The 26,622-nt window shown below is 58.0% G+C and carries 26 protein-coding genes and 1 riboswitch; of the genes, 12 read left to right on the top strand and 14 right to left on the bottom strand.

Annotated features, from left to right (window positions below):
• Positions 1–265: 265 nt before the first annotated feature.
• A complete protein-coding gene (parC, locus tag ACU4F7_RS18245; protein WP_481637493.1) occupies positions 266–2,536 on the bottom strand; it encodes a DNA topoisomerase IV subunit A in 2,271 nt (756 codons plus the stop codon).
• Positions 2,537–2,689: 153 nt separating this feature from the next.
• Between parC and ACU4F7_RS18250 the strand changes: the two genes are divergently transcribed.
• Genes ACU4F7_RS18250 through ACU4F7_RS18260 form a run of 3 tightly spaced genes read left to right on the top strand, consistent with a single transcriptional unit; the run spans position 2,690 to position 3,821 of the window.
• The gene (locus tag ACU4F7_RS18250) at positions 2,690–2,887 is read left to right on the top strand and encodes a hypothetical protein (RefSeq protein ID WP_152977091.1); all 198 of its coding nucleotides are present in this window, start codon (positions 2,690–2,692) and stop codon (positions 2,885–2,887) included.
• Between the two features lie 3 nt (positions 2,888–2,890).
• A complete protein-coding gene (locus ACU4F7_RS18255) occupies positions 2,891–3,472 on the top strand; it encodes an NAD(P)H-dependent oxidoreductase (RefSeq protein ID WP_024561059.1) in 582 nt (193 codons plus the stop codon).
• A gap of 31 nt (positions 3,473–3,503) precedes the next feature.
• Positions 3,504–3,821, top strand: a complete 318-nt coding sequence (locus ACU4F7_RS18260; RefSeq protein WP_024555576.1) for a putative quinol monooxygenase — start codon at positions 3,504–3,506, stop codon at positions 3,819–3,821.
• An 87-nt stretch (positions 3,822–3,908) separates the two neighbouring features.
• On the opposite strand, the gene parE is transcribed toward ACU4F7_RS18260, so the two are convergent.
• Genes parE through nudF form a run of 5 tightly spaced genes read right to left on the bottom strand, consistent with a single transcriptional unit; the run spans position 3,909 to position 8,328 of the window.
• On the bottom strand, positions 3,909–5,801 hold the full coding sequence (gene parE / locus ACU4F7_RS18265) for a DNA topoisomerase IV subunit B (protein WP_029591084.1): 1,893 nt from the start codon (positions 5,799–5,801) through the stop codon (positions 3,909–3,911).
• Positions 5,802–5,843: 42 nt separating this feature from the next.
• Entirely contained in the window at positions 5,844–6,419 is a 576-nt protein-coding gene (gene yqiA, locus ACU4F7_RS18270) for an esterase YqiA (protein ID WP_029591085.1), read from the bottom strand.
• Positions 6,419–7,246, bottom strand: coding sequence for a 3',5'-cyclic-AMP phosphodiesterase (gene cpdA, locus ACU4F7_RS18275; RefSeq protein WP_029591086.1), 828 nt, complete (start codon positions 7,244–7,246; stop codon positions 6,419–6,421). The genes yqiA and cpdA overlap by 1 nt, the downstream gene beginning before the upstream one ends.
• Before the next feature lie 24 nt (positions 7,247–7,270).
• Positions 7,271–7,693 (bottom strand): DUF1249 family protein, encoded by a 423-nt coding sequence (locus ACU4F7_RS18280; RefSeq protein ID WP_024555580.1) that lies wholly within the window; start codon positions 7,691–7,693, stop codon positions 7,271–7,273.
• A 2-nt stretch (positions 7,694–7,695) separates the two neighbouring features.
• Complete coding sequence (nudF, locus tag ACU4F7_RS18285) at positions 7,696–8,328, bottom strand: ADP-ribose diphosphatase (RefSeq protein ID WP_029591087.1); 633 nt, start codon at positions 8,326–8,328, stop codon at positions 7,696–7,698.
• Between the two features lie 210 nt (positions 8,329–8,538).
• Between nudF and tolC the strand changes: the two genes are divergently transcribed.
• The 3 genes from tolC (at position 8,539) to ACU4F7_RS18300 (ending at position 12,075) form a co-directional block, all read left to right on the top strand.
• Positions 8,539–10,065 (top strand): outer membrane channel protein TolC, encoded by a 1,527-nt coding sequence (tolC, locus tag ACU4F7_RS18290; protein WP_029591088.1) that lies wholly within the window; start codon positions 8,539–8,541, stop codon positions 10,063–10,065.
• Between the two features lie 157 nt (positions 10,066–10,222).
• Positions 10,223–10,909, top strand: a complete 687-nt coding sequence (locus ACU4F7_RS18295; protein WP_029591089.1) for a DUF1190 family protein — start codon at positions 10,223–10,225, stop codon at positions 10,907–10,909.
• A 5-nt stretch (positions 10,910–10,914) separates the two neighbouring features.
• Positions 10,915–12,075, top strand: a complete 1,161-nt coding sequence (locus ACU4F7_RS18300; protein WP_029591090.1) for a glutathionylspermidine synthase family protein — start codon at positions 10,915–10,917, stop codon at positions 12,073–12,075.
• A 30-nt stretch (positions 12,076–12,105) separates the two neighbouring features.
• On the opposite strand, the gene ygiD is transcribed toward ACU4F7_RS18300, so the two are convergent.
• Positions 12,106–12,894, bottom strand: coding sequence for a 4,5-DOPA-extradiol-dioxygenase (ygiD, locus tag ACU4F7_RS18305; protein ID WP_481637494.1), 789 nt, complete (start codon positions 12,892–12,894; stop codon positions 12,106–12,108).
• 196 nt (positions 12,895–13,090) lie between these two features.
• Here ygiD and zupT point away from each other — a divergent pair, with 196 nt between their 5' ends.
• Positions 13,091–13,870 (top strand): zinc transporter ZupT, encoded by a 780-nt coding sequence (gene zupT, locus ACU4F7_RS18310; RefSeq protein WP_481637495.1) that lies wholly within the window; start codon positions 13,091–13,093, stop codon positions 13,868–13,870.
• Between the two features lie 47 nt (positions 13,871–13,917).
• Here the strand turns inward: zupT and ribB are convergent, their stop codons facing one another.
• Positions 13,918–14,571: a 3,4-dihydroxy-2-butanone-4-phosphate synthase gene (ribB, locus tag ACU4F7_RS18315; RefSeq protein ID WP_481637496.1), complete on the bottom strand. Its 654-nt coding sequence runs from the start codon at positions 14,569–14,571 to the stop codon at positions 13,918–13,920.
• A gap of 109 nt (positions 14,572–14,680) precedes the next feature.
• Positions 14,681–14,881: riboswitch (FMN riboswitch) on the bottom strand.
• Between the two features lie 123 nt (positions 14,882–15,004).
• On the opposite strand from ribB, the gene ubiK reads away from it, so the two are divergent.
• On the top strand, positions 15,005–15,370 hold the full coding sequence (gene ubiK, locus ACU4F7_RS18320) for a ubiquinone biosynthesis accessory factor UbiK (RefSeq protein ID WP_029591097.1): 366 nt from the start codon (positions 15,005–15,007) through the stop codon (positions 15,368–15,370).
• A gap of 47 nt (positions 15,371–15,417) precedes the next feature.
• Here ubiK and hldE read toward each other — a convergent pair whose 3' ends face one another.
• From hldE to ACU4F7_RS18335, 3 genes are all read right to left on the bottom strand, one after another.
• Positions 15,418–16,845, bottom strand: coding sequence for a bifunctional D-glycero-beta-D-manno-heptose-7-phosphate kinase/D-glycero-beta-D-manno-heptose 1-phosphate adenylyltransferase HldE (gene hldE, locus ACU4F7_RS18325; RefSeq protein WP_481637497.1), 1,428 nt, complete (start codon positions 16,843–16,845; stop codon positions 15,418–15,420).
• A gap of 67 nt (positions 16,846–16,912) precedes the next feature.
• Positions 16,913–19,750, bottom strand: coding sequence for a bifunctional [glutamate--ammonia ligase]-adenylyl-L-tyrosine phosphorylase/[glutamate--ammonia-ligase] adenylyltransferase (gene glnE / locus ACU4F7_RS18330; protein ID WP_481637498.1), 2,838 nt, complete (start codon positions 19,748–19,750; stop codon positions 16,913–16,915).
• A 17-nt stretch (positions 19,751–19,767) separates the two neighbouring features.
• Positions 19,768–21,069 (bottom strand): CYTH domain-containing protein, encoded by a 1,302-nt coding sequence (locus tag ACU4F7_RS18335; protein WP_029591102.1) that lies wholly within the window; start codon positions 21,067–21,069, stop codon positions 19,768–19,770.
• A 248-nt stretch (positions 21,070–21,317) separates the two neighbouring features.
• Between ACU4F7_RS18335 and ACU4F7_RS18340 the strand changes: the two genes are divergently transcribed.
• Complete coding sequence (locus ACU4F7_RS18340) at positions 21,318–21,938, top strand: TIGR04211 family SH3 domain-containing protein (RefSeq protein WP_024558913.1); 621 nt, start codon at positions 21,318–21,320, stop codon at positions 21,936–21,938.
• Positions 21,939–22,034: 96 nt separating this feature from the next.
• Positions 22,035–23,282, top strand: coding sequence for a multifunctional CCA addition/repair protein (locus ACU4F7_RS18345; protein WP_481637499.1), 1,248 nt, complete (start codon positions 22,035–22,037; stop codon positions 23,280–23,282).
• A 4-nt stretch (positions 23,283–23,286) separates the two neighbouring features.
• Here ACU4F7_RS18345 and bacA read toward each other — a convergent pair whose 3' ends face one another.
• Together bacA and folB are read right to left on the bottom strand one after the other, a co-directional pair.
• A complete protein-coding gene (gene bacA, locus ACU4F7_RS18350; protein ID WP_029591104.1) occupies positions 23,287–24,105 on the bottom strand; it encodes an undecaprenyl-diphosphate phosphatase in 819 nt (272 codons plus the stop codon).
• A gap of 124 nt (positions 24,106–24,229) precedes the next feature.
• The gene (gene folB / locus ACU4F7_RS18355) at positions 24,230–24,589 is read right to left on the bottom strand and encodes a bifunctional dihydroneopterin aldolase/7,8-dihydroneopterin epimerase (RefSeq protein ID WP_029591105.1); all 360 of its coding nucleotides are present in this window, start codon (positions 24,587–24,589) and stop codon (positions 24,230–24,232) included.
• 106 nt (positions 24,590–24,695) lie between these two features.
• Between folB and plsY the strand changes: the two genes are divergently transcribed.
• Positions 24,696–25,322, top strand: coding sequence for a glycerol-3-phosphate 1-O-acyltransferase PlsY (plsY, locus tag ACU4F7_RS18360; RefSeq protein WP_029591106.1), 627 nt, complete (start codon positions 24,696–24,698; stop codon positions 25,320–25,322).
• 34 nt (positions 25,323–25,356) lie between these two features.
• Here plsY and tsaD read toward each other — a convergent pair whose 3' ends face one another.
• Positions 25,357–26,373: a tRNA (adenosine(37)-N6)-threonylcarbamoyltransferase complex transferase subunit TsaD gene (tsaD, locus tag ACU4F7_RS18365; protein WP_029591108.1), complete on the bottom strand. Its 1,017-nt coding sequence runs from the start codon at positions 26,371–26,373 to the stop codon at positions 25,357–25,359.
• 35 nt (positions 26,374–26,408) lie between these two features.
• Between tsaD and ACU4F7_RS18370 the strand changes: the two genes are divergently transcribed.
• The gene (locus tag ACU4F7_RS18370) at positions 26,409–26,570 is read left to right on the top strand and encodes a hypothetical protein (protein ID WP_161808630.1); all 162 of its coding nucleotides are present in this window, start codon (positions 26,409–26,411) and stop codon (positions 26,568–26,570) included.
• Positions 26,571–26,622: the final 52 nt, after the last annotated feature.

Genomic DNA, 26,622 nt, shown 5'->3' on the forward strand with positions numbered 1-26,622 from the left:
CAGGCGCCGCTGTCGGCCCATCATGTTGAGGATCCCAAAACAGTTATTTTTATGCGCAACGCGCTAACAAACAATGGGTTCGATGGGAACAGTTTACGCAACGCTGACGGGAGAACGCCAGTTCAGGAGCAGGCTAAGCGCAGCCCCTTACCCGAATCCTCTCCCTGGCGGGGAGAGGAACCCGGTCAGCGCCGGGCCTTCGCTGTCGCCCGTCACCTTTTATGACGACGCAGGCGTTAACCCGCTCGCTTTTAACGCGTCCGGCTTATTCTTCGCTGCTGCCTACCGTCGGGCGCGCCGGAGAGTCAATCTCCACGCGGTCGATGCGCTGCAGGCCGCGCATCAGCGTACCGCGACGTCCGCGCTCGCCATGCACTTTTTGCAACTCTTCCGGACGCAGTTTGATCTTACGTTTGCCGACATGCAGCGTCACGGTGCTCTGCGGCGGCAGGATGTTGAGATAAGCGAGCTTATCGTCGCCCTTCGCCGCGTCCGCAGACGGGATAGAGATAATCTTGTTGCCCTTGCCTTTCGAGAGCTGCGGCAGGTCCGCTACCGGGAACATCAGCATGCGTCCCGCCTGAGTAATGGCGAGCAGCATATCGTCGTCATGAGTAATCTCCAGCGGCGGCAGCACGCTGGCGTTCTCAGGCAGCGTGATAAGCGCTTTACCTACGCGGTTGCGCGCTATCAGGTCGTTAAAGGTGCAGACGAAACCGTAGCCCGCATCGGAAGCCATCAGCAGCTTCTGCTCCTCCGGCGCCATCAGCATATGTTCGACGACAGCACCCGGCGGCAGCGTTAGCTTGCCGGTGACCGGCTCCCCCTGACCACGTGCGGAAGGCAGCGTGATTGGGTCAAGCGCATAGCTGCGCCCGGTCGAATCAACGAACACAACGGGCTGGTTGCTCTTGCCTTTGGCGGACGCTTTCCAGCTGTCGCCCGCTTTATAGCTAAGCCCCTGCGCGTCTATGTCGTGTCCTTTGGCGCTGCGAACCCAGCCCATCTGCGAAAGCACGATGGTCACCGGCTCAGAAGGCAGCATATCGTGCTCGCTCATCGCCTTCGCCTCTTCGCGCTCGTGCAGCGGCGAACGGCGATCGTCGCCGTAGGCGTCGGCATCCGCCTGGATCTCTTTTTTCAGCAGGGTGTTCATCTTGCGCTCAGAAGCGAGAATGCCCTGGATCTGGTCGCGCTCTTTTTCAAGATCGCTCTGCTCGCCGCGAATTTTCATCTCTTCCAGCTTCGCGAGATGACGCAGCTTAAGCTCCAGAATCGCTTCCGCCTGCGTTTCGCTGATGCCGAAACGGCTGACCAGCACCGGCTTCGGCTCATCTTCGCTGCGAATGATGTGAATCACTTCGTCGATATTGAGAAACGCCACCAGCAAACCTTCGAGGATATGCAGGCGTTTAAGGACTTTCTCCAGACGATAGTTAAGACGACGGCGCACCGTATCGCGGCGGAAAGCCAGCCATTCGGTGAGGATCTCCAGCAGGTTTTTCACCGCCGGACGACCGTCAAGGCCAATCATGTTCAGGTTGATGCGGTAGCTTTTTTCCAGATCCGTGGTGGCGAAGAGGTGGTTCATCACCTGCTCCATATCCACACGGTTGGAACGCGGCACAATCACCAGGCGAGTCGGGTTTTCGTGGTCGGACTCATCGCGCAGGTCGTCTACCATCGGCAGCTTTTTAGCGCGCATCTGGCTTGCGATTTGCTCCAGCACGCGCGCGCCGGAAACCTGGTGCGGCAGCGCGCTAATCACCACCGCGCCATCTTCTTTCTTCCACACGGCGCGCATGCGCACAGAGCCGCGGCCGCTCTGGTAAATCTTACGAATCTCATCACGCGGCGTGATAATTTCCGCCTCGGTCGGGTAATCCGGCCCCTGCACGATGTCGAGCAGGTTTTCGAGCGTGCTCTTCGGGTGCTCAATCAGGCTAATGGCCGCTTTCGCCACTTCACGCAGGTTGTGCGGCGGAATGTCGGTCGCCATGCCCACCGCAATGCCGGTAGTGCCGTTCAGCAGAATGTTCGGCAGGCGCGCCGGCAGCATTTTCGGCTCCTGCAGTGTACCGTCGAAGTTCGGGATCCACTCCACCGTCCCCTGGCCTAACTCGCCCAGCAGCACTTCGGCATACTTCGACAAACGCGATTCGGTATAACGCATCGCCGCAAAGGATTTCGGATCGTCCGGCGCGCCCCAGTTGCCCTGCCCGTCTACCAGCGGGTAGCGATAGGAGAACGGCTGTGCCATCAGCACCATCGCTTCATAACAGGCGCTGTCGCCATGCGGGTGATATTTACCCAATACGTCGCCCACGGTGCGCGCCGACTTTTTGAATTTCGCGCTGGCGTTCAGCCCCAGTTCCGACATCGCATAGACAATACGACGCTGAACAGGCTTAAGCCCGTCGCCGATAAACGGCAGCGCGCGGTCCATGATGACGTACATGGAGTAGTTGAGATAGGCGTTTTCGGTAAACTCATGCAGCGCCAGGCGCTCTGCACCGTCGTGAGTAATATCACTCATTAATTCTTTTCCTCAGACCGTGGTGTGGCTTTACACGCGTCAATGCCTGCCCGCCGGGCAGATCTTTGCTCGCGATAGTACCTTATCCAGGGGCTTACTGTCACAGTATTGTATATACGATCAGGCTTTTCTGCCTGTAAGGCAGGGGCTGGCATGACAGGCCTCGCTGTCAGCATGACTGGCGTTATTATAGCGCTTTTACCGGTTTGCTTATTGGACAAACTCATCAGGCAAGCCCCCTCTTTTTCTTTAATTATTGCTGATTTGGCAAAAGTCTTTGCTCAATTTGCTAATTCTGCCGCATCGTCTGGTGCGGTAAAATTAATGCCAAACGTAATAGTTAGAGGATAAATAATGAGCAACGTACTTATCATCAACGGTGCGAAAAAATTCGCCCATTCCAATGGTCAGCTTAACGACACCCTGACCGAGGTCGCGGAAGGCTTTCTGCGCGACGCCGGACACGATGTTCAGGTCACCCGCGCCGACAGCGATTACGATGTGAAAGCGGAAGTGCAGAAATACCTTTGGGCCGATGTGATTATTTATCAGATGCCGGGCTGGTGGATGGGCGCGCCGTGGACCGTTAAAAAGTACATTGATGATGTGTTTACCGAAGGTCACGGTTCGCTGTATGCAAGCGATGGCCGCACCCGTTCCGACGCGTCCAAAAAATATGGTTCCGGCGGCCTGCTGCAGGGCAAAAAATATATGCTTTCGCTGACCTGGAACGCGCCGCTGGAAGCTTTTAACGACGAAGCGCAGTTCTTCCACGGCGTAGGCGTGGATGGCGTTTACTTGCCGTTCCACAAGGCCAACGAGTTTATCGGCCTGAGCGGCCTGCCGACCTTTATCGCCAACGACGTAATTAAAATGCCGGACGTGCCGCGCTATGTTGCAGAATATCGCGAGCATCTGGCGAAAATTTTTGCTTAACTGAAAGGCGGTTTTACAAAAGGAGTTAACCATGCTGACAGTGATTGCAGAAATTCGTACCCGTCCTGGCGCGCATCATCGCCAGGCGGTGCTGGACGCCTTTCGGAAAATCATTCCGACGGTGCTGGCGGAAGAAGGTTGTCACGGCTATGCGCCGCTTATCGATCATGCCGCTGGGGTCGATTTCCAGACCAGCGCGCCAGATTCCATCGTTATGCTGGAAAAATGGGAAAGCGTGCAGCATTTGCAGGCGCACCTGCAGACGCCTCACATGAAAGCCTGGAGCGAGGCGGTAAAGAGCGATGTGCTCGATACTCACATCCGTATCCTGGAAGAAGGCGTGAAATAAGCGTTATAGCTAAAAAAGAAAGGCGATGAGAATCATCGCCTTTTTTATTACCCGCGAGCGTGCCTGCGTAAGGCAAAGGCGGAAATGTTATACCTCGATATCCGCGAGGTCGCCCTTCTCCTGCAACCAGTTGCGACGATCTTCAGAGCGCTTCTTGGCCAGCAGCATATCCATCACCGCAAGCGTACGCGCATCGTCATCATCGCTGATGGTCAGTTGCACGAGGCGGCGGGTATTCGGGTCAAGCGTGGTTTCACGCAGCTGCATCGGGTTCATCTCGCCAAGCCCCTTAAAGCGCTGCACGTTCGGTTTGCCCTTCTTGCGCTTAAGCTGCTCCAGCACGCCCGCTTTCTCTTCTTCATCCAGCGCGTAATAGACCTCTTTACCGAGATCGATACGGTAGAGCGGCGGCATGGCGACATAAACATGCCCGCCTTTCACCAGCGAACGGAAATGTTTCACAAACAGCGCGCAAAGCAGCGTGGCGATGTGCAAACCGTCGGAATCCGCATCCGCGAGAATACAGATTTTGCCGTAGCGCAGCTGGGACAAATCGTCGCTGTCCGGATCGATGCCAATAGCCACAGAGATATCATGCACCTCCTGCGACGCCAGCACCTCATCGGAAGAGACTTCCCAGGTGTTGAGGATCTTGCCCTTAAGGGGCATGATCGCCTGATATTCACGGTCGCGCGCCTGCTTGGCGGAGCCGCCTGCCGAGTCCCCTTCCACCAGGAAGAGCTCGGTACGCGCCAGATCCTGCGCGGTGCAGTCCGCAAGCTTGCCAGGCAGCGCCGGGCCGCTGGTGAGCTTTTTACGCACCACTTTTTTGGCTGCGCGCATGCGGCGCTGGGCGCTGGAGATAGCCATCTCCGCCAGCATCTCCGCCGCCTGAACGTTCTGGTTCAGCCACAGCGAGAAAGCGTCTTTTACCACGCCTGAGACAAACGCCGCGCACTGGCGCGACGAGAGGCGCTCTTTGGTCTGTCCGGCGAACTGCGGATCCTGCATTTTCACCGAAAGCACATAGGCGCAGCGCTCCCAGATATCCTCAGCGGAAAGCTTCACGCCGCGCGGCAAAATATTGCGGTATTCGCAAAACTCGCGCATCGCGTCCAGCAACCCCTGGCGCAGGCCGTTCACATGCGTGCCGCCCTGCATAGTAGGGATAAGGTTAACGTAGCTTTCCGTCAGCAGTTCGCCGCCTTCCGGCAGCCACAGCAGTGCCCAGTCCACCGCCTCGGTATCACCCGAGAAATTACCGATAAACGGTTTTTCCGGCAGCGTAATCAGGCCGTTTACCGCCTCGGTGAGGTAGTCGTTCAGACCATCCTGATAACACCAGCGCTGCTCCGTCTTATTCACTTCGTCTTTAAACGTGATTTCTACGCCCGGGCAGAGCACCGCCTTCGCTTTCAACAAATGCGTGAGGCGCGAAACGGAAAAGCGCGGGCTGTCGAAGAATTTTTCATCCGGCCAGAAATGGACGCTGGTGCCGGTGTTGCGCTTGCCGCAGGTGCCGACCACGCTCAGCTCTTTAACCTTTTCGCCATTGGCGAAAGCGATGTTGTAAACCTGGCCGTCGCGGCGCACGTTAACTTCAACCCGCGTGGAGAGGGCGTTTACCACCGAGATGCCAACGCCGTGCAGGCCGCCGGAGAACTGGTAGTTCTTGTTAGAAAATTTACCGCCGGCGTGCAGACGGCAGAGGATCAGCTCAACCGCAGGAACGCCCTCTTCGGGATGGATGTCCACCGGCATGCCGCGCCCGTCGTCGATCACCTCGAGCGACTGGTCAGCGTGCAGGATAACGTCCACGCGCTTCGCGTGTCCCGCCAGCGCTTCATCCACGCTGTTATCAATTACTTCCTGACCCAGATGGTTGGGACGGGTGGTATCGGTGTACATCCCCGGACGGCGGCGAACCGGCTCAAGCCCGGTGAGTACCTCGATGGCATCGGCATTATAGGATTGCGTCATGATTTAATCGTCAGATAACAAAACGGTACCGATCTTTCAGGCTTAGCGCAGCCCGAGAAAATCGATAATCTGGGTGAAATAATCTTCGAAGCCTACAAAAGCGTGGTTACCGCCGGTCTCCACAGTCTGACGACAGGAGGCGTAATAGGCCACCGCCTGGCGATAATCCAGCACTTCGTCGCCTGTTTGCTGTAGCAACCAGATAAGATCCGGCGCTTCCAGCGGGTCTATCTGCATGACTTTAAGATCGTAAATATGGCGAGACTCTAGCACATATTGCTGCCCGGTGTAGGGGTTCTCATTGGCGCCCAGAAAATCTATCAGCAATTCGTAAGGACGCACCGCCGGATTCACCACGACAGCAGGCAGCATAAAACATTGCGAAAGCCAGGTGGCGTAATAACCGCCAAGAGAAGAACCGACAACGCCAAGCTCATCCCCGCCATGCTCCATGACCAGCGACTCAAGCAACTCCGCCGCTTCTGCCGGGTAGGCGGGCAGCTGCGGCACAATCATCTCGATTTCCGGGTGCGCTTGCTTAAGCCAGCCTTGCAGACTGGTGGCCTTGGCGGAGCGCGGCGAGCTATTAAAGCCGTGCAAATAGAGAAGCGTTGGCATCAGTAGCCTTCGGAAGCGATATCGGGGCGAAACTGCGCGCCCGCCAGACGGCAGACTTCCGTCGTCAACGTGCCGTCCGGATGCAGGTCCAGCCAGCGCCAGCCGGGCGCGATAGTATCAAGCGTAAAATTGGCGCAATGCGGCTTAAACTGCACGCAGGTAGACGGCGTGGCTAAAATACGGCGACCGTTCCAGTCGAGATCCAGCTCCTGGTGAATGTGGCCGCACAGCAGGTTTTTCACCCGCGGAAAACGGCTCAGGACGTCATCAAGCGCAGGCGCATTGCGCAGGCTATGCTGATCGAGCCAGCTGCAGCCTGCGGGTAAGGGATGATGATGCAACAGCAGCAGCGTATGGCGCTCGGGGCATTCGCCAAGCTTACGCTCCAGCCATTCCAGTTGATATTCGCTAAGTTCACCATGAGGGACGCCGAACACCTGAGTGTCAAGCAGCACTATCTGCCACTGCTCACCCACCATTACCCGCTTTGCCGGAGAAATCCCCGCTTCCTGCAGCGCGCTATACATGGCAGGCTGAAAGTCGTGGTTACCGGGTAGCCAGACGCAGGGCGCAGCAATCGACGAGATGCCTGAAGCGAAATGCTGATAGGCCTCGGGCGAATGATCCTGCGCCAGGTCGCCGGTCGCGACGATAAGGTCGCATTGACGCTGCTGTTCATGGATAGCCGCCAGTACCGCCTGATAGCTCTCCCAGGTTTTAATGCCGAGCAGCGTTTCGTCTTTTCCGGCGAACAGGTGGGTATCGGTTATTTGTAAGATCCTGACGCTGGCCCCACCAGCAACAGGAAGGTTTAACAGGCTTTCCAAATGGTGTCCTTAGGTTTCACGACGCTAACAAACCGGAATCGCCATCGCTCCATGCGCTAAACAATAGCGCAACCAGTCAGCAAGAAACTGGTTAATTTGATGCTTTTCATCGCGCTGATGCAACTTTTTATTCGGATAATCATAACGCGCTTTAAAACGAAATATCTGCTGGCTTGAACACACTTCCGCCACCATGGCGTCATGATAAAGACGCACGGACATGGAAGGCAGGCTCCAGTAGCTTACCTTCGGCGCCGTTTGCTCGATTTCCACGAGGGTAGTGTAACGGGTAGATTCCAGGATAGTTAATCGGTATTGCGCGCTATTGACCTGATAGCTCACGGTTTCGCCCACCGCGTCGTTGCGAGGCAGCAGGCGGCGCAACTGAGCGAAGTTGGTTTCGCACAGGCGCATCATTTCAGGAAAGTCAGGCGTATAGCGCTTCATTTTCAGGTGTTCCACTCTTGTCTCAATGCTTCATGATGTAATTGCAGCCATTGCAAAGCGATGACCGAGGCTGCGTTATCGATTTTCCCCTCTTCAACCCAAAGGTATGCCTGCTCCCGACTTACCACATGAACCCGAATATCTTCGTTTTCATCAGCCAGACCGTGAATCCCTTTCGCGGTCGTGGCGTCCACTTCGCCTACCAGTAAGGAAAGGCGCTCGCTGGTGCCCCCGGGGCTTGCCAGATAACTCATGAATTTTTTCAACCGACCAACGGAGAGCCCCGCCTCTTCCACCGCTTCGCGGCGAGCTACCTCTTCGACGCTTTCGCCAGGCTCTATCATGCCAGCCACCAGCTCCAGCAGCCACGGAGTTTCGCTTGTATCATACGCGGCGATGCGGATCTGTTCGATCAACACCACCTCGTCGCGCACCGGGTCAAAGGGTAGCAGGACTGCGGCATGGCCGCGCTCAAAAATTTCACGTTTAATTTCGCCACTCATTTCGCCGTTGAAAAGGCGATGGCGGAAGCGGTAAAGATCAAGTGAAAAAAAGCCGCGATAGAGCGTTTCTCGTGCAATAATTTCTACATCGTTTTTGGCGAACGTAACGGCTGATTTGGTGGGTTTACTCATGACGTTTTCCACTCCTTTATAGTGGCGAATCTGGTAATTTCAAGCCAGTTTACCTGCTGCCTGTACGGGTATGTGATAGATTGATGAAATTTAAAGGCAGATGGCACGTTACGCCAAGCCGCACGGCGGGCTGACTCTGTTAGAATCGGCGATCATTTTTCGACTTCTGTCAGCGCTAACAATATTTTTGCTTCACAACAAGGAATGCAAATGAAGAAACTGCTCCCCATCCTTATCGGTCTGAGCCTGACGGGTTTCAGCGCCATGAGCCAGGCAGAGAACCTGTTGCAGGTTTATCAGCAGGCACGTTTAAGTAACCCGGATTTACGTCGATCCGCTGCTAACCGTGACGCCGCATTCGAAAAAATTAACGAAGCACGCAGCCCCTTGCTGCCGCAGTTAGGTCTTGGCGCCGATTACACCTACAATAACGGTTTTCGCGACAACGACGGCGTTAACTCCAATGTTACCAGCGGCTCATTGCAGCTGACCCAGACCATTTTCGATATGTCGAGATGGCGCGCGCTGACGCTGCAGGAAAAAACCGCCGGCGTTCAGGACGTCACTTATCAGACGGACCAGCAGACGCTGATCCTCAATACCGCTACCGCCTATTTTAACGTACTGAGCGCCATTGACGCCCTTTCTTACACGGAAGCGCAAAAACAGGCGGTCTACCGCCAGTTGGATCAGACCACCCAGCGCTTTAACGTAGGCCTGGTGGCCATCACCGACGTGCAGAACGCCCGTTCACAGTACGACACCGTGCTGGCGAACGAAGTCACCGCGCGCAACAACCTTGATAACGCAGTAGAACAGCTGCGCCAGGTGAGCGGCAACTACTATCCGCAGCTCGCATCGCTGAACATCGACAGCTTTAAAACTAACAAGCCAGACAACGTCAATGCGCTGCTGAAGGAAGCGGAAAACCGCAACCTGTCCTTACTGCAGGCGCGTCTGAGCCAGGATTTGGCGCGTGAGCAGATTCGCTATGCGGAAACCGGCCACCTGCCGACGCTGGGCTTAACCGCCTCCAGCAGCATTTCCGACACCTCTTACAGCGGCAGCGCGACACGCGGCAATAGCCTCAGCAGCTCAAGTTACGCAGATCGCAATATCGGCCAGAACTCGGTAGGGCTGAGCTTCAATCTGCCTATCTACAGCGGCGGCTCGGTCACCTCGCAGGTCAAGCAAGCGCAGTATAACTTCGTGAGCGCCAGCGAGCAGTTAGAAAGCGCGCACCGCAGCGTGATCCAGACCGTGCGTTCCTCCTGGAACAACGTCAACGCCTCCATCAGCAGCATTAGAGCTTACGAGCAGGCCGTGGTTTCCGCGCAAAGCTCTCTGGATGCCTCTGAAGCGGGTTACGCTGTGGGTACGCGCACCATCGTCGACGTGCTGGATGCCACCACCACGCTCTATAACGCGAAACAGCAGCTTTCCAGCGCGCGTTATAACTACCTGATTAACCAGCTTAATATTAAAGCTGCGCTCGGTACGCTGAACGAGCAGGATCTGGTTGCGCTGAACACGACGCTTGGCAAGCCAATCCCGACGTCGCCGGAAAGCGTAGCGCCGGAGAATCCGCAACAGGACGCGGCCGTAGATAGCTTCACGGCTAACGCTAATGCCGCCGCTAACGGTAACGATGCCGCGATGCCGGCAGCGCAGCCTGCCGCTTCGGTGCAGCCAGCCGCATCATCCCGCAGCTCTGGCGCCAACCCGTTCCGTCAGTAATCGCGCTTCAGGCGTGGTGCGCGCTGGCGCATCACGCCTTTACGTAAGGCAACGTAAAGATCCCCTGCCCTCGCGGCCCTCTGCTTTAATTTCAACCACTCATCCACTATCCTGAGCACCATAACTGTGCAATATCTTTGGGGCCAGGAAGAAAATAATGAAACGGACAAAACAGATAAATCACGCCATGTTCCGCAAAAGCTGGAACGCTCGTCATCTCACCCCTGTGGCCTTCGCGGTCACGGCGGTCTTCATGCTTGCCGGTTGCGAGAAAAGCGATGAAACCGTGCAGATGTTCCAAAACGCGGATGACTGCTCGCAGGCGAACCCAGGCAAAAGCGCCGAGTGTACCGCCGCCTACAACAATGCGCTGAAGGAAGCCGAACGCACCGCGCCGAAATACGCCACCCGCGAAGATTGCGTGGCGGAGTTTGGCGAAGGCCAGTGCCAGCAGACGCCCGCTCAGGCAGGGGCCGCGGGCAGCGGCTCGACGGAAAACCAGGCGCAGGCGCAAAGCAGCGGCAGCTTCTGGATGCCGCTGATGGCAGGCTACATGATGGGCCGCCTGATGGGCGGCGGCATGGGCTTCGCGCAACAGCCGCTCTTCAGTTCGCGCAACCCGGCAAGCCCTGCTTACGGCCAGTACACTGACGCCAGCGGCAAGAGCTACGGCGCCGCGCAGCCGGGCCGCACCGCAACGGTTCCTAAAACCGCAATGACGCCGAAACCGGCTACCACAACCACCGTCACGCGCGGCGGATTTGGCGAAACCGTGGCGAAACAAAGCGCCATGCAGCGCAGCGCCATGGGCACCGGCACCGGCTCCCGTTCAATGGGTGGTTAAGCGCAATGGAAAGAATTGCTATCAGCGAGCGCCCGGACTGGCGCGATAAAGCGACCGAATACGGTTTTAACTTTCACACCATGTACGGCGAGCCGTATTGGTGTGAAGAGGCTTATTACAAACTGACGCTGGCGCAGGTTGAACGCCTTGAAGCGGTAACCGAAGAGCTGCATCAGATGTGTTTGCAGGTGGTGGAAAAAGTGGTCGCCAGCGATACGCTGATGGCCAAATTCCGTATCCCGAAGCATACCTGGGAATTTGTTCGCCAGTCGTGGCGCACGCAGCAGCCTTCGCTCTATTCGCGTCTCGATCTCGCCTGGGACGGTGTGGGTGAACCAAAGCTGCTGGAAAACAACGCCGATACGCCGACCTCCTTGTATGAAGCCGCTTTTTTTCAGTGGATCTGGCTTGAAGATCAGCTCAATGCCGGCAAGCTCCCGGCTGGCAGCGATCAGTTCAACAGTCTGCAGGAAAAACTGATTGCGCGCTTTGCCGAGCTTAAAGAACAGCATGGCTTTAACCTGCTGCATTTTGCCTGCTGCCGCGATACGGTAGAAGATCGCGGCACGGTGCAGTATCTGCAGGATTGCGCTGCTGAAGCGCAATTGCCAAGCGAGTTCCTGTTTATTGAAGATATCGGCCTTGGCGAAAAAGGTCAGTTTACCGATCTTCAGGATCAGGTTATCGGCAATCTGTTCAAGCTCTATCCGTGGGAGCATATGCTGCGCGAAATGTTCTCCACCAAGCTTGAAGATGCAGGCGTGCGCTGGCTGGAGCCCGCATGGAAGAGCATTATCTCTAACAAGGCGCTGTTGCCGATGCTCTGGGAAATGTTTCCCGATCACCCCAACCTGCTTCCCGCTTACTTCGCCGAAGACAATCATCCGGAGCTGGCGAAATATGTTATGAAGCCCATTTTCTCTCGCGAAGGCGCTAATGTTTCCATCGTGGAAAATGGCCAGCCGATCGCTAAAGTGGAAGGGCCTTACGGCGAAGAGGGAATGATCGTCCAGCAGTTCCACCCGCTGCCGAAGTTTGGCGAAAGCTATACGCTTATCGGCAGCTGGCTGATTAACGACCAGGCGGCGGGCATCGGGATCCGCGAAGATCGCGAGTTGATTACGCAGGATCTCTCCCGCTTCTATCCGCATATCTTTGTGGAATAAAAAAACGGCGCGAAACATGCGCCGTTATTTTTAACCCACCTGCACCGAAAGCATGCTTATCGATCCCATCTCCATCCCTTCCAGCGGCACGCTTAGCGGCTCTTCGCCATTCCAGGCGCCAAGCACATAAAGCAGCGGCAGGAAATGCTCCGGCGTTGGGTTAGATAAGCTGCCGCCTTCATGCTCAAGGTAGTTTACCAGCGGGTGCGACTGCGCCTCGCCCCGCCAGCGCAGGTTTTGTTTAACAAAGTTATTGAATGATTCCGCCCACGGATAAGGGGTGCTTTCGCCATGCCAGCGCGCCGTGCGCAGGTTATGCACCACGTTGCCGCTCGCCACCAGCATAATGCCTTCATCACGCAGTTTCGCAAGCTTACGCCCCTGCTCGTAATGCCAGACGGGAGGTTTGGTGCTGTCTATACTCAGTTGCACCATGGGAATGTCGGCGTCGGGGTACATTTTAATCAGCACGCCCCAGGAGCCATGGTCGAATCCCCAGGCTTCGCGGTCGAGCGTCACGGGCACCGGCGCAAGCAGATCCGCCACGCGCTGCGCCAGCTCAGGCGAGCCGGGAGCGGGATAATGCGTGTCATACAGCGCCTGCGGAAAACCGCCGAAATCGTGGATGGTTTGCGGCTGCTCCATCGCCGTCACGCCCGTACCGCGCGTATACCAGTGAGCGGAAACCACGACAATCGCCTTCGGACGCGGCAGCGTTTCCCCCAGCGCGCGCCAGGTCCGGGTATAGTGGTTGTCTTCCAGCACGTTCATGGGGCTGCCGTGGCCGAGAAACAGTGCGGGCATGCGGGAGGAAGTCATGATGATATCCTTAACAAGATTGAGCGTTTTGTTGCGTTAACCTTACGCTGTTTGCTGGCGGGAAGAACTCAGATAAGCGTGATGATCATCATCAGAAATTTTGAATGTAAGGAATGTGTAAAAGCCCCTGCGGTTACTCGACCTTTATCGCTCGGACCTTTACATTAATGAGAATCATTATCATAAGGAGCGTTCAATGTCTGTGCCTCTGATCCTGACGTTGCTGGCGGGCGGCGCCACGTTTATCGGCGCCTTTTTAGGGGTGCTCGGCCAGCGGCCGTCTAACCGCCTGTTGGCTTTCTCTCTCGGCTTTGCGGCGGGCATTATGCTGCTTATTTCGCTGATGGAAATGCTGCCCGCCGCGCTGCATGAAGAGGGAATGTCGCCAGTGCTGGGCTATGGCATGTTTATTATTGGCCTGCTTGGCTACTTCGCGCTGGATCGGATGCTGCCGCACGCGCACCCGCAGGATTTGCTGGATAAAGGCCACGGCGAAGCGCACGGCGTGCGGAACCTGCGGCGCACCGCCCTGCTGCTGACGCTTGGCATCAGCCTGCATAACTTCCCGGAGGGCGTGGCGACGTTCGTTACCGCCAGCAATAACCTGGAGCTGGGCTTCGGCATTGCGCTGGCCGTCGCGCTGCACAACATTCCCGAAGGGTTGGCGGTGGCCGGGCCGGTTTACGCCGCAACGGGCTCTAAACGCAAAGCGGTGCTCTGGGCGGGCGTTTCCGGTCTTGCGGAAATCGTCGGCGGCGTGCTGGCGTGGCTTATCCTGGGATCGATGGTTTCGCCCGTCATAATGGCTTCCATCATGGCGGCGGTCGCAGGGATTATGGTGGCGCTGTCGGTGGATGAGCTAATGCCGCTCGCCAAAGAGATAGACCCGCACAATAACCCGAGCTATGGCGTGCTGTGCGGCATGTCAGTGATGGGGTTCAGCCTGACGCTGTTGCAAACCAGCGGCATCGGCTAACAAAAAAGCCCGGTATTGACCGGGCTTTTTTCTGTTCGCGCTATGCCTTAGCTGGCTTTACGCGCATGCGCCTGGCGGTAAGCCACCAGATCTTCAATGGTGACGACAGCCATGTTGTGCTGCTTCGCGAATTCAATGCACTCTGGCGCACGCGCCATCGAGCCGTCGTCGTTAGTCAGTTCGCACAGTACGCCCGCTGGTTTAAAGCCCGCCAGCGTAACCAGATCGATAGTCGCTTCGGTGTGGCCGCCGCGAGTCAGTACGCCGCCCGGTTGCGCGCGCAGCGGGAAAACGTGGCCCGGACGGTTGAGGTCGGACGGCTTAGCGTCATCGGCAATCGCCGCGCGGAGCGTGGTGATGCGGTCGGCAGCGGAAACGCCGGTCGTCACGCCGCGCGCCGCTTCAATCGTCACCGTAAAGCCGGTGCCGTAAGCGCTGGTGTTGTTTTCCACCATCATCGGCAGGTCGAGCTGCTGGCGGCGTTCGTCAGTCAGGCAAAGGCAGACGATACCGCTGCCGTGACGAATGGTCAGCGCCATCTGTTCAACGGTCATGGTTTCGGCGGCGAAAATCATGTCGCCTTCATTTTCACGATCTTCATCGTCAAGCACCATCACGCCGCGACCTTCACGCAGCGCAGCCAGCGCGTTTTCCACGCGTTCGAACGGAGTGCCAAAAGAGGAAAGAAGCGTCTGATTCATGGTAAATAAACCTCATTAAAATTATGGATTACCAGAACCAGGGCGGTCTTAGGAGTGCCGAAAAGCGGCCAAAAAAATAACGTGAGCGGACGGATTGCCGTCGCTTGATCGTTACTCTCTCCCATCCGGACTTTAACCGTCGGCCCCGGAATTTCACCGGATCTGCTGACCTTCAGAGATACTCTGAAGCGCTCGCGGGCTTTCAGTTTGTCCTTCGTCTTTCACGCCGCTTTGCCGCAACGCGAAATAGTATGGACAGAAAAACTGATTTACCGCCGGTGGGGAATTTCGCCCCGCCCTGAGAATAAGCGGGTTAACTATAACGCCAATGATTATTGTCGGCAATGTATTCGATTCAAACATTTCCGGTTTATCCCCTTCGGATCAGGCATTACAATTAGAGTTCACACCGTTGAAGATCAGGGAAACCGCTATGATTGACCCGAAGAAAATTGAACAGATCGCCCGTCAGGTCCATGAATCGATGCCAAAAGGGATCCGCGAGTTCGGGGAAGATGTCGAGAAGAAGATCCGCCAGGTTCTGCAATCCCAGCTGTCGCGCCTTGACCTGGTGAGCCGTGAGGAATTTGATGTGCAGACGCAGGTGCTATTGCGCACCCGTGAAAAGCTGACCGCCCTGGAGCAGCGCCTGACCGAGCTGGAAAGCCGCGGCGCCAGCGCGCCTGCCGCGACTCCCGCCGCAACCGCTACGCCTGCTTCCGCAACGCCCGTTACCGCAGAGCCGGTAACGCCGCCGCCAGCTATTCCGCCTGTTGATAATATCGAAAAGCAGGACTAACCGTCGCCGCTCAGGCCCCCGCTCAGGCAGGGGCTTTTGCGATAAACTTAGCTGTTTTTTTGGATTTTCTTGATGATGTTGGTGGTGGAACAACCATCTTCAAAGTTGAGCACCAGCACTTCGCCGCCGTTCGCCCACACTTCTTTGCTGCCCGCGATCTCTTCCGGCTTATAGTCGCCGCCTTTTACCAGCAGATCCGGCAGGATTTCGCCTATCAGACGCTGCGGCGTGTCCTCTTCAAACGAGACTACCCAGTCCACCGCTTCCAGCGCGCCCAGTACAATCATACGCTGCTCGAGCGGGTTAACCGGACGGGTTTCGCCTTTCAGGCGTTTCGTTGAAGCATCGCTGTTCACCGCGACAATCAGGCGGTCGCCCAGCTTGCGCGCGTTGGCCAGATAAGAGACGTGGCCTGCGTGCAGAATGTCGAACACGCCATTGGTCATCACCACTTTCTCGCCGCGCTTGCGCGCCGCCAGGACCGCCTCTTTCAGCCCCTGCTCGGTCATCACGCCAAAACCGGTTTCTGAACGTCCGCGCACCGCGTTTTCCAGCTCGATGGGCGAAACGGTCGAGGTGCCGAGCTTGCCGACCACCACGCCCGCCGCCGCGTTGGCGAAATAGCAGGACTCTTCCAGCGTGTTGCCGGCGGCAAGCGTCGCCGCCAGCACGCCGATGACGGTGTCGCCCGCGCCGGTCACGTCATAAACTTCCTGCGCCTGCGTCGGCAGGTGGAACGGCGCTTTGCCCGGCTGCAGCAGCGTCATACCCTGTTCGGAGCGGGTCACCAGCAGCGCGCGGAGATCGTAGTCGGCAATCAGCTTCATGCCGCGCTCAACAATCTCCTGCTCGTTTTTACATTTGCCCACCACCGCCTCAAACTCGGAGAGGTTCGGAGTCAGCAGCGTGGCGCCGCGATAGCGCTCAAACTCGGTGCCTTTCGGGTCGATAAGCACCGGCACGCCCGCGTTGCGCGCAAGCGTAATCATCTGCTGAACGCTGGCGAGCGCGCCTTTAGCGTAATCGGAAAGCACCAGCGCGCCGATGTGCGGCAGCGCCTGGTTGATGCGCTCGTGCAGCGGCTCCGGGTCCACGCCCTCAAAACCCTCTTCGAAATCGAGGCGGATTAACTGCTGGTTGCGGGAGAGCACGCGCAGTTTGGTAATGGTCGGGTGCGTCGGCACCGAGACGAAGTCGCATTTGACGTTCACGCCCGCCAGCGTCTGGCTCAGCGCGCGCGCCGCGTCGTCAATGCCAGTGAGGCCCACAAGGCGGGAGTTTGCGCCGAGGGAGGCGATGTTCATCGCCACGTTCGCCGCGCCACCCGGGCGCTCTTCGATAGTATCGACTTTCACCACCGGCACCGGGGCCTCCGGCGAAATGCGGCTGGTGGGGCCATACCAGTAGCGGTCCAGCATCACATCGCCCACCACCATGACGCCTGCGCGCTCGAATTCGGGCAGCGTTACTTTCATTCCTGACTCTCCTGAGAGACACCAAAATTTGCGCGCGATGATAGCATAATTACGCCCAATCGCACGGTTAAGGCAGCAGCCAGCGCCGCCAGCTTTCACGCACCTGCTCGCGCTCGGCGCTGAACGCCTCCCGCTCCACGTGGCCTGGCAACTCCTGCAGCGCCAGATGATGCAGCTCGTCGCGAAGCCGGACGTAAGCGTGCGTTAACGCCTTCGCTTCCCCTTCTTCCATAATGTCGTTTTGCGCCAGCAGCTCAAGAATACGGACATTATCAGACCAGCGCGTCAGCTTCGGCTTTTGCGCAGCATAGCGCAGCACCAGATACTGCGTGATGAATTCAATATCGGTAATACCGCCTTCATCCGCCTTAATATCGAAGCGATCGCGATACTTATTGCCAAGGTGCGAGCGCATTTTTTCACGCATCTCGCGCACTTCGGTTTGCAACGTTTCGCCTTCCCGCGTGGTTGAGAGGATCTGATGCCGAATGTCGTCAAAGCGGGCTTTGAGCTGCGGTTCGCCGTAGACGATGCGAGCGCGCACCAGCGCCTGATGCTCCCACGTCCAGGCTTCGTTTTGCTGATAATCCGCAAAGGCCTCGGTCGTCGTCACCAGCATACCCGCCGCGCCGGAGGGGCGCAGACGGGCATCCACCTCGTACAATATTCCTGACGACGTGCGGGTGCTGAAAAGATGCATGATGCGCTGCGCGAGGCGCAGGTAAAACTGACGGCCGTCGATTTCCCGCGGGCCGTCGGTCATCACTTCCACCGGGCAATCGTGCAGGAAAACTAAATCCAGGTCAGAGCTGTAGCCAAGCTCCCAGCCGCCGAGCTTGCCATAGCCGACAACGGCGAAACCGCGGCCTTCCCGCTCGCGCAAATGCGTCGGCTGGCCGTAACGCGCCACCATATGCCCCCAGGCTTGTTGCACCACGGCGTCGATAATCGCTTCCGCCAGCCAGGTTAAGTGATCGCTTACTTTCATGACCGGCAGCGTACCGGCGATGTCCGCCGCCGCTACGCGCAGCAGCTGCGCCTGCTTGAACTGGCGCAGCGCCTCCAGCTGTTGCTCTTCATCATCGTCCGGCACGCGCAGCAGGTACTGACGCAGCTCGTCGCGATAGGCGTTCATCGCGGTCGGCTGATAGAGCGTGTTCGGGTCGAGCAGCTCGTCCAGCAGCAGCGGATAACGCGCCAGCTGGCCCGCTACCATCGGCGAGGCAGCGCACAGGCGAATCAGGTGCTTCAGCGCGCCGGGAAACTCGGTTAATAGCTCCAGATAAGTGGTGCGGGTGACGATGCCGGAGAGCAGCGGCGTCAGGCGCGAAAGCGGCACTGCCGCGTTATTGCTGGCGCATACTTCACTCAGCAGGCGCGGCATTAGCTGGTCGAGCACCTGACGCCCACGCGGACCGATGGTGCGTTTGTCAATTTCACGGCGAAAATCGGTCAGCAGCGAAAGCACCTGCGCCCGGTACTCTGCGCCAAGATGACCGAGCACCGGGGTGGCGTCGTCGGCGTCGATCGCGTCGTGCCACAATTCACGCCAGCCTTCGTTTAGCTTGTCCTCTTCCGCCTCCGGCTCATCGTCGCCGATAAGCTCGTTAAAGACGCGCCGCACCGCCGCCATGTGCTCATCCAGCACCGCGTGCATGCTCTGCCACTCCGCCGCCCCCATCGCCCAGGCGAGCCGGGCGCGGTTGAGTTCATCGACGGGCAGCGTCTGGGTTTGCTCGTCATTGATGCTTTGCAGCAGGTTCTCGAGCCGGCGTAAAAAGAGGTAGGATTCACGCAGCCGCGCGGCATCCCCTTCCGGCAACAGATGAAGCTGTTCGATAGCCGCAAGCGTCGGCAGCAGCGAACGCGACTGCAAAGCAGGCTCCCGCCCGCCGCGAATCAACTGAAACACCTGCACGATAAACTCGGTTTCGCGAATGCCGCCCGCGCCGAGCTTGATATTATCGGTCAACCCACGGCGACGCACTTCCCGGGCGATCATGCTTTTCATGTTGCGCAGCGACTGGATCACGCTGAAGTCGATATAGCGACGGAACACGAACGGGCGCAGCATCGCGCGCAGCTCCTGGCTCCAGGCGTCGCCGTTATCGCCCATGATGCGGGCTTTCACCATCGCGTAGCGCTCCCAGTCACGCCCCTGCTCCTGGTAGTAATCTTCCAGCGCGGCGAAGCTCAACACCAGCGGACCGCTGTCGCCGAAGGGGCGCAGACGCATATCCACCCGGTAGACAAAGCCGTCCTGGGTGGGCTGGTCAAGCACCTTGATAAGCCGCTGACCGAGACGCGTGAAGAATTGCGCGTTATCCAGCTCGCGTCGCCCGCCCTGCGTCACGCCGTTTTCCGGCCAGGCGAAGATCAAATCGATATCGGATGAGAAGTTAAGTTCGCCGCCGCCAAGCTTGCCCATGCCCAGAATCATCAGCGGCTGCGGCACGCCCTGTGCGTTGCACGGCGTTCCCCACTCTTTGCAGCAGGCGGCGTAAAGCCAGTCCCGCGCCGCGACGATCAGCGTTTCGGCAAGCTGGCTGAGCTGCTGCAGCGTCTCTTCGGTAGAAAGGGTTGAAAGCGTCTGCGCCCAGGCGATGCGCGCCATGATGCGACGACGAAACAGACGCAGCGCGCGCATCAGCGACGCCTCATCGCTCACCTCCTGTAAAGCGTCCTGCAGCCAGGCGGGATAGTGCCGCCACTCCTGCGCCTGCGGCGGCGACTGCTGAAGTTCGCTTAACCACTCCGGATGCGCGCTGACCGCCTCGCGAACAAAGTCGCTGAAGGTCAACACCGCGCGGATGTCGTCGTTAAAAGCGGCGCCGTCGAGGGCGGCGGGAAGCCGCTCCGTTACGGTTTGCCAGTGCTGTTGCAAAACAGAAGAGAGCGGCGTCATGGTGATTATCCCTGCGGTTATTTTTTCCCGCTGTGCAGCCAGAACGGCGCCTGCGAGATAGCCTCGTTGCGGAAATGTTCAATTTCAATGCGCTGGCGGGTTTCGATGGCGTGGCGCAGCCCCTGCCAGTTATCCAGCCAGAAAAGCGCGACGGTGTCATCATAAACGCCCGCCAGCAGACGCAGCGCGTGCAGCTCGCGGGCGAGACGCGGCAGCTGGTCGCCATAGCGGTCGCCGAGCGGTTGCGCAAAGGCGCTTTTCAGCTCTGAGGCGTGGCGAGAGAGGTTTATGTCGGCAAAGCGTTTGAACGAGTCCGCCATTTTCTGGCGCGCTTTCTCATCAAGAAACGGCTGCCAGCCGCGCGAAACCAGCCAGTCGGTGAGCGCCAGCCGGGCGGTGCTTTGTTCAGCGCCGTAAGCCACGGTCTCCGCCGACGCTTCCGAAGCAAGCGAGGCCTCGCACTGGGTCAGCAGGTCACGTAAGCGAGTGCTCGCTTTTCTTGGCACGATAGCGCCGAAGAGCGCCAGCGTATGGCGCACCAGGCCAATGGCCTCCTGCACCTGATATTTCGCTTTTCCATTGCCGCGCAGCCACAGCTCTTCATGCCAGAGCCAGTGGTCCAGCGCCAGCTCCAGCGCCGCTTCCATTCCCTGCTCGACCGTGGCTTTCGGCGGCACCTTAAGCAGCGTCAGCGGCTTAATTTCACGCGCCGGATTGCCCTGGGCCAGGTGATAACCCCGCGCCGCTTTGCTGAGGTTGCCCTGACGCAGTCCGGGCTGCGAAACCAGCTGGCGCGCCAGCTTCAGCACATCAGCCGGGTTGCCGGAGAGCAGCTCCAGTTCCAGCTCGCAAATGGGCTCGCGGTGCTCATCGGCTTTGACCTCTCCCTGGTCGAGCGCAAGCTCAATACGGCTTTCGCCGTGAGTAACCACCCACTTTTCGCGATGAAAATCGGTGCTGAACAGCGGCTGCGCGGCCGCCTGCATCGCCTGCGGGGTCAGCCCTTCCGGCCAGATCTCCGCCGGAAAACGGGCCAGATCGAGCTCGGGCTTTTCCAGCTCGATGTTGTACTCTGGACGCTGATGAAGGCCGCCAACCGTACGGCCCGCGACTTTAATCGTCATCTCATAGCGGCCATTATCGCCGCGAATGCGCAGGCCCATGCCGTGCCGACGCAGCTGGTTATCCGGCGTTTCATAATAGATGTTAAGAAGCTGGCGAGGCGCGCTGTGTTCGGCGCTAAGGCCGCCCAGCGTCGCGCGCAGCGCATCAACATGGGCGGGATGGACGATAAATTTGAGTTCGATTTCCTGAGCCATAGTCTCTGATTTCTGGTTGCGTCACACCGGAAGAAATTCCAGCGAACTTAATAGCCTGATATTTGTCAGTAGATAGTATTTTGCGGCAAATTGCCATGTTTCAGGCAGATAAGCCGTCGCAAAACCCTTGAGCCACGGGGGCAGCGCGCGAAGGATGACCAGGATGATTCTCATTCAGGTTTGCGCTTTGCATCGTCAGACTGTTGCCACTACCATCGTTCCACATTTATGACAATAATGACCCGATAATGCAGAAATTACGCCTCATTTGCTTCTCTTTGTTCGCTCTTGGCATTACCGCCGCGGCCCATGCGGATGAAAAACGTTATGTCTCAGACGAGCTGAATACCTGGGTGCGCAGCGGCCCGGGAGATAACTATCGCCTGGTCGGCACCCTGAACGCCGGCGAGGAAGTCACCCTGCTGCAAAGCAATGACAATACCAATTACGGCCAGGTGCGCGACAGCAACGGCCGCACCGCGTGGATCCCGCTCGCGCAGTTAAAAGCGGAACCCAGCCTGCGCACCCGGGTGCCGGACCTGGAAAACCAGGTCAATACGCTGACCGAGAAGCTTAACAATATCGATGCGACGTGGAACCAACGCACCGCCGACATGCAGAAAAAGGTGGCGGCGAGCGACGGCGTGATCAACGGCCTGAAAGAAGAAAACCAAAAGCTGAAAAACGAGCTTATTGTGGCGCAGAAGAAAGTGAACGCCGCCAATATTCAGCTGGATGACAAACAGCGCACCATTATTATGCAGTGGTTTATGTATGGCGGCGGCGTACTGGGCGTGGGGCTGCTGCTGGGTCTGCTGCTGCCGCACATGATCCCAAGCCGCAAGCGCAAAGACCGCTGGATGAGTTGATCCCTCAAGGGCAGCGCTACGCTGCCCTTTTCTTTCGCCATCTCCTCTACACTTACGTATTATCTGTCGGCAAATTGCAAAGCTGGAGAATGTTGGGTGAAGAGTTATCTGGTGGGTGGTGCGGTGCGGGACGCCCTGTTGGGCTTACCGGTGAAGGACAGAGATTGGGTGATTGTCGGCGCCACGCCGCAGGAGATGCTGGATAACGGCTATCAACAGGTGGGACGGGATTTCCCGGTCTTTCTGCATCCACAAAGCCACGAAGAGTACGCGCTGGCGCGCACCGAGCGTAAATCGGGCCAGGGCTATACCGGCTTCACCTGCTATGCGGCGCCGGATGTCACGCTGGAGCAGGATTTGCTGCGCCGCGATCTCACCATCAACGCTATCGCCCAGGATGAAAACGGCGATTACATCGACCCTTACCATGGCCGCGCCGATCTTGAAAAGCGGCTGCTGCGCCATGTCTCCCCCGCTTTCGGGGAAGACCCGCTGCGCGTGCTGCGCGTCGCCCGTTTCGCCGCCCGCTACGCGCATCTTAATTTCCGCATCGCGCCGCAAACCCAGGAACTCATGCGCGAAATGGCGCGCAACGGCGAGCTGGAGCACCTGACGCCGGAGCGCGTATGGAAAGAGACGGAAAACGCGCTCACCAGCCGCAACCCGCAGGTCTTCTTCATGGTGCTTCGCGAATGCGACGCGTTGAAGGTGCTGTTCCCGGAGCTGGACGCGCTGTTTGGCGTCCCTGCGCCGGAGAAATGGCACCCGGAGATCGACACCGGCATTCACACCTTGATGACGCTCTCGATGGCAGCAATGCTAAGCCCGGCGGTAGACGTGCGTTTCGCCGCGCTTTTGCATGATCTCGGCAAAGGGCTGACGCCGAAACACCTCTGGCCGCGCCATCACGGCCACGGCCCGGCGGGCGTACGGCTGGTGGAGCGAGTCTGCCAGCGGCTGCGCGTGCCGAATGAAATTCGCGATCTCGCAAAGCTGGTGGCGGAGTTTCATGACCTTATCCATACCTTTCCCATCCTTAAGCCGCGCACCATCGTTAACCTTTTCGACGCTATCGACGCCTGGCGCAAGCCGCAGCGCGTGGAGCAAATCGCCATTACCAGCGAAGCGGACGTGCGCGGGCGCACCGGCTTTGAAGCGAACGATTACCCGCAGGGGCGTCTGCTGCGCGAAGCCTGGGAAGTGGCGAAAAGCGTTTCGCCAAAAGAGGTGGTGGCCGCAGGCTTTACCGGCGTGGAGATTCGCGAAGAGTTAACCAAACGGCGCATTCGCGCCGTGGCGAACTGGAAAGCGGAACGTTGCCCCCAACCGCAGGCTGAGGGCTAACGCCTTACATAAAGACGAGGTAAACCGCGCCCGCCACGATAAAACGGTAGATGGCGAACGGAATAAACGAGATGCGCTTGATGATATGCAGGAAAGTTTTGATAGCTATCAGCGCCACGATAAACGCAGTAATGAAGCCCACCGCGAACATCGGCAGATCGTTCATCGTCAGAAAGCCGATGCTCTTGTAGAGGTCAAGCGCGGTGGCGCCCATCATCATCGGCACCGCCAGCAGGAACGAGAACTCGGAAGCCGCGTAACGGCTCACGCCCATCAGCATGCCGCCAGAAATGGTCGCCCCCGAACGGGAGAAGCCCGGCCACAGCGCCAGACACTGGAAGCAGCCAATCATGAACGCCTGACGGTAAGTCATGTCGTCGATGCCCAGCGCGCGCGGCTCTTTCGGCTTCAGGCATTCAGCGGCAATCAGCAGCAAACCGCCCACAACCAGCGCATACATAACGTTTATTGGGTTAAACAGCGACTTAATGGCGTCGTGGAACACCAGCCCCAGCACGACGGCGGGCACCATGCCGAGCAGAATGTGAATCAAAGAGAGACGCCCTTTGCCAGCGCCTTCGTGCGCAGGATGGCCGAAATGAATGCCGATGAGCCCAAACAGGCGGCGCCAGAACATCACCACCACAGCCAGAATGGAACCGAGCTGGATAACCACTTCAAAGGTTTTCGCCGTTTCGCCTTCAAAGCCCAACAGGTGGCCGACAATAATCATATGACCGGTGCTGGAGACCGGCAGAAACTCCGTTAACCCCTCGACAACGCCCAGTATCGCCGCCACGAGCAGCGAATGCATATCACTCATTAACTAACCCTCGTACCCCAAAAATGACATAAAAAAACGGCTGACGTACTACGACAACCGTAAAAGGTCCTGCTGTAAGACCGGTATACTCTCGTTTGGTTTAATTATTATTAAATCAAATGAGTCATTTAGGATTATTGCCACGCTCAATAATTACGCCGACGTTAACCGCCTGCGCCACCGCGCCTGGCTTGCTGACTTTAAGACGTACCCAGGGCGCGCCAAAGCGCGTAAGGATGAGCTGCGCCACCTCTTCAGCCACGCGCTCGACCAGCGCGAAGCGGCCATTTTCAACGTGATTCAAAACGGCTTCCGTCACGTCGGCATAGCTCAGGCAGTCGTTAACGTCATCGCTGCCCGCCGCCGCCCGGTTATCCCAGGCGATTTCGATATCGAACACCAGCTTTTGTTGAATAGTCTGTTCCCAGTCATACACGCCAATGGTGGTAATTACCGAAAGCTGCTCTATAAATACAATATCCATCACGCCCTGCCTGTTTTTGGGTCAGCCGGATACCACTTCCGGCGAAATATGCGTATTATCCACAGATGCAGCAAATAAAACGACATTTTCACAACGGAACAGCGTCATGAGTGCAATCGCGCCTGGAATGATCCTCCTCGCGTATCTTTGCGGCTCAATTTCCAGCGCCATTCTGGTCTGCCGCATCGCGGGTCTGCCAGACCCTCGCGACAGTGGATCCGGCAATCCCGGAGCGACCAATGTCCTGCGAATTGGTGGTAAGGGAGCAGCCGCAGCGGTACTGATTTTCGACGTCCTGAAAGGGATGCTGCCAGTCTGGGGCGCTTATGCGCTGGGCGTGACGCCGTTCTGGCTCGGGCTTATCGCCATTGCCGCCTGTCTTGGCCACATCTGGCCGGTTTTCTTTCATTTTCGCGGCGGCAAAGGTGTCGCCACCGCCTTTGGCGCGATTGCGCCGATTGGCTGGGACTTAACCGGCGTGATGGCGGGCACCTGGCTGCTGACCGTGCTTTTAAGCGGCTATTCGTCGCTCGGCGCGATAGTCAGCGCGCTGGTGGCGCCTTTTTATGTCTGGTGGTTCAAGCCGCAGTTCACTTTCCCGGTTTCCATGCTCTCCTGCCTGATTCTTCTGCGCCATCACGATAATATCCAGCGTCTCTGGCGCGGCCAGGAAACCCGCATCTGGGAAAAGCTTCGCAAAAAGCGCGCGCTGAAGGCGCAAAAAAAGGAGTGATGATTCACTCCTTTTTTATTGGCTTGCCAGCGGGTTACTGCGCAGGCGGCAGCTCCGCCAGCGGCCAGCGCGGGCGCACGGTCACGCCCAGGCCCGCCGCCCCGCCCGCCTTCAGACGCACCATACCGGCGTAGGCTATCATCGCGCCGTTGTCGGTGCAGAATTCGGGACGCGCATAGAAAACCTCGCCTTTACGCTTCTCCATCATCTCCGCCAGGCGTGCGCGCAGCGTGCGGTTAGCGCTCACGCCGCCTGCCATCACCAGACGTTTAAAGCCGGTTTGATCGAGCGCGCGACGGCATTTGATCATCAGCGTGTCTACCACGGCGTCTTCGAAAGCGCGGGAGATATCAGCACGAGTCTGGTCGTCATTGCCGTTATCGCGAATGGTATTGGCGGCAAAGGTTTTCAGACCGGAGAAACTAAAATCGAGCCCTGGGCGGTCGGTCATCGGACGCGGGAAGGTAAAACGACCCGCCACGCCCTGCGCCGCCAGTTTTGATAGCATCGGGCCGCCGGGGTAATCCAGCCCCAGCAGCTTGGCGGTTTTGTCGAACGCTTCGCCTGCGGCGTCATCGATAGATTCGCCGAGCAGTTCATATTCGCCGATGCCGGTTACGCTAATCAGCTGGGTATGGCCGCCGGAAACCAGCAGCGCCACAAAGGGGAAGTCCGGCGGGTTCTCTTCCAGCATCGGGGCCAGCAGGTGCCCTTCCATATGGTGCACCGGAATCGCCGGCACATCCCAGGCGAACGCCAGCGCGCGGCCCACGGTGGCGCCGACCAGCAGCGCGCCGACAAGCCCCGGGCCTGCGGTGTAGGCCACCGCGTCTATCTCCTGCGCCGCGAGATTCGCCTCTTTCAGCGCCGCCTGAATCAACGGCACGGTTTTGCGCACGTGGTCGCGCGAGGCGAGCTCCGGCACCACGCCGCCGTAGTCAGCGTGCAGTTTCACCTGACTATACAATTGGTTGGCTAACAGCCCTTTCTCATCGTCATAAATGGCGATGCCGGTTTCATCACAGGATGTCTCAATACCCAGTACACGCATGGCTTTTTTTACCTCTTTCGCATGGCGCGCAGTGTATGACGGTACGCCTGCGATGTAAAACTTTGCTCAACCCAGGCGGGCGCTTCGTGTATAATCTTGCCCCCTGGAAGCGCCTGCACAAAAAGCAGGTTTTGCCGCTGCTGATGCTTTACAAAGCAGCAGCAATTGCAGTAAAATTCCGCACCATTTTGAAATAAGCTGGCGTTTTGATGCCAGCAGCAAACCGAATTAATCAAAGGTGAGAGGCAC

It is taken from the genome of Franconibacter pulveris (assembly GCF_056780215.1).

Excerpts from the sequence above, each read along its gene's own strand:
- ACU4F7_RS18370 (WP_161808630.1), top strand. The coding sequence starts at position 26,409 with ATGACGGTACGCCTGCGATGTAAAACTTTGCTCAACCCAGGCGGGCGC.
- ACU4F7_RS18295 (WP_029591089.1), top strand. The coding sequence starts at position 10,223 with ATGAAACGGACAAAACAGATAAATCACGCCATGTTCCGCAAAAGCTGG.
- parC (WP_481637493.1), bottom strand. The coding sequence starts at position 2,536 with ATGAGTGATATTACTCACGACGGTGCAGAGCGCCTGGCGCTGCATGAG.
- ribB (WP_481637496.1), bottom strand. The coding sequence starts at position 14,571 with ATGAATCAGACGCTTCTTTCCTCTTTTGGCACTCCGTTCGAACGCGTG.
- ACU4F7_RS18260 (WP_024555576.1), top strand. The coding sequence starts at position 3,504 with ATGCTGACAGTGATTGCAGAAATTCGTACCCGTCCTGGCGCGCATCAT.
- ACU4F7_RS18340 (WP_024558913.1), top strand. The coding sequence starts at position 21,318 with ATGCAGAAATTACGCCTCATTTGCTTCTCTTTGTTCGCTCTTGGCATT.
- glnE (WP_481637498.1), bottom strand. The coding sequence starts at position 19,750 with ATGACGCCGCTCTCTTCTGTTTTGCAACAGCACTGGCAAACCGTAACG.
- ACU4F7_RS18335 (WP_029591102.1), bottom strand. The coding sequence starts at position 21,069 with ATGGCTCAGGAAATCGAACTCAAATTTATCGTCCATCCCGCCCATGTT.
- ACU4F7_RS18280 (WP_024555580.1), bottom strand. The coding sequence starts at position 7,693 with ATGAAGCGCTATACGCCTGACTTTCCTGAAATGATGCGCCTGTGCGAA.
- ACU4F7_RS18300 (WP_029591090.1), top strand. The coding sequence starts at position 10,915 with ATGGAAAGAATTGCTATCAGCGAGCGCCCGGACTGGCGCGATAAAGCG.
- plsY (WP_029591106.1), top strand. The coding sequence starts at position 24,696 with ATGAGTGCAATCGCGCCTGGAATGATCCTCCTCGCGTATCTTTGCGGC.
- yqiA (WP_029591085.1), bottom strand. The coding sequence starts at position 6,419 with ATGCCAACGCTTCTCTATTTGCACGGCTTTAATAGCTCGCCGCGCTCC.
- parE (WP_029591084.1), bottom strand. The coding sequence starts at position 5,801 with ATGACGCAATCCTATAATGCCGATGCCATCGAGGTACTCACCGGGCTT.
- zupT (WP_481637495.1), top strand. The coding sequence starts at position 13,091 with ATGTCTGTGCCTCTGATCCTGACGTTGCTGGCGGGCGGCGCCACGTTT.
- ubiK (WP_029591097.1), top strand. The coding sequence starts at position 15,005 with ATGATTGACCCGAAGAAAATTGAACAGATCGCCCGTCAGGTCCATGAA.
- ygiD (WP_481637494.1), bottom strand. The coding sequence starts at position 12,894 with ATGACTTCCTCCCGCATGCCCGCACTGTTTCTCGGCCACGGCAGCCCC.
- folB (WP_029591105.1), bottom strand. The coding sequence starts at position 24,589 with ATGGATATTGTATTTATAGAGCAGCTTTCGGTAATTACCACCATTGGC.
- tsaD (WP_029591108.1), bottom strand. The coding sequence starts at position 26,373 with ATGCGTGTACTGGGTATTGAGACATCCTGTGATGAAACCGGCATCGCC.
- hldE (WP_481637497.1), bottom strand. The coding sequence starts at position 16,845 with ATGAAAGTAACGCTGCCCGAATTCGAGCGCGCAGGCGTCATGGTGGTG.
- ACU4F7_RS18255 (WP_024561059.1), top strand. The coding sequence starts at position 2,891 with ATGAGCAACGTACTTATCATCAACGGTGCGAAAAAATTCGCCCATTCC.
- tolC (WP_029591088.1), top strand. The coding sequence starts at position 8,539 with ATGAAGAAACTGCTCCCCATCCTTATCGGTCTGAGCCTGACGGGTTTC.
- bacA (WP_029591104.1), bottom strand. The coding sequence starts at position 24,105 with ATGAGTGATATGCATTCGCTGCTCGTGGCGGCGATACTGGGCGTTGTC.
- ACU4F7_RS18250 (WP_152977091.1), top strand. The coding sequence starts at position 2,690 with ATGACAGGCCTCGCTGTCAGCATGACTGGCGTTATTATAGCGCTTTTA.
- nudF (WP_029591087.1), bottom strand. The coding sequence starts at position 8,328 with ATGAGTAAACCCACCAAATCAGCCGTTACGTTCGCCAAAAACGATGTA.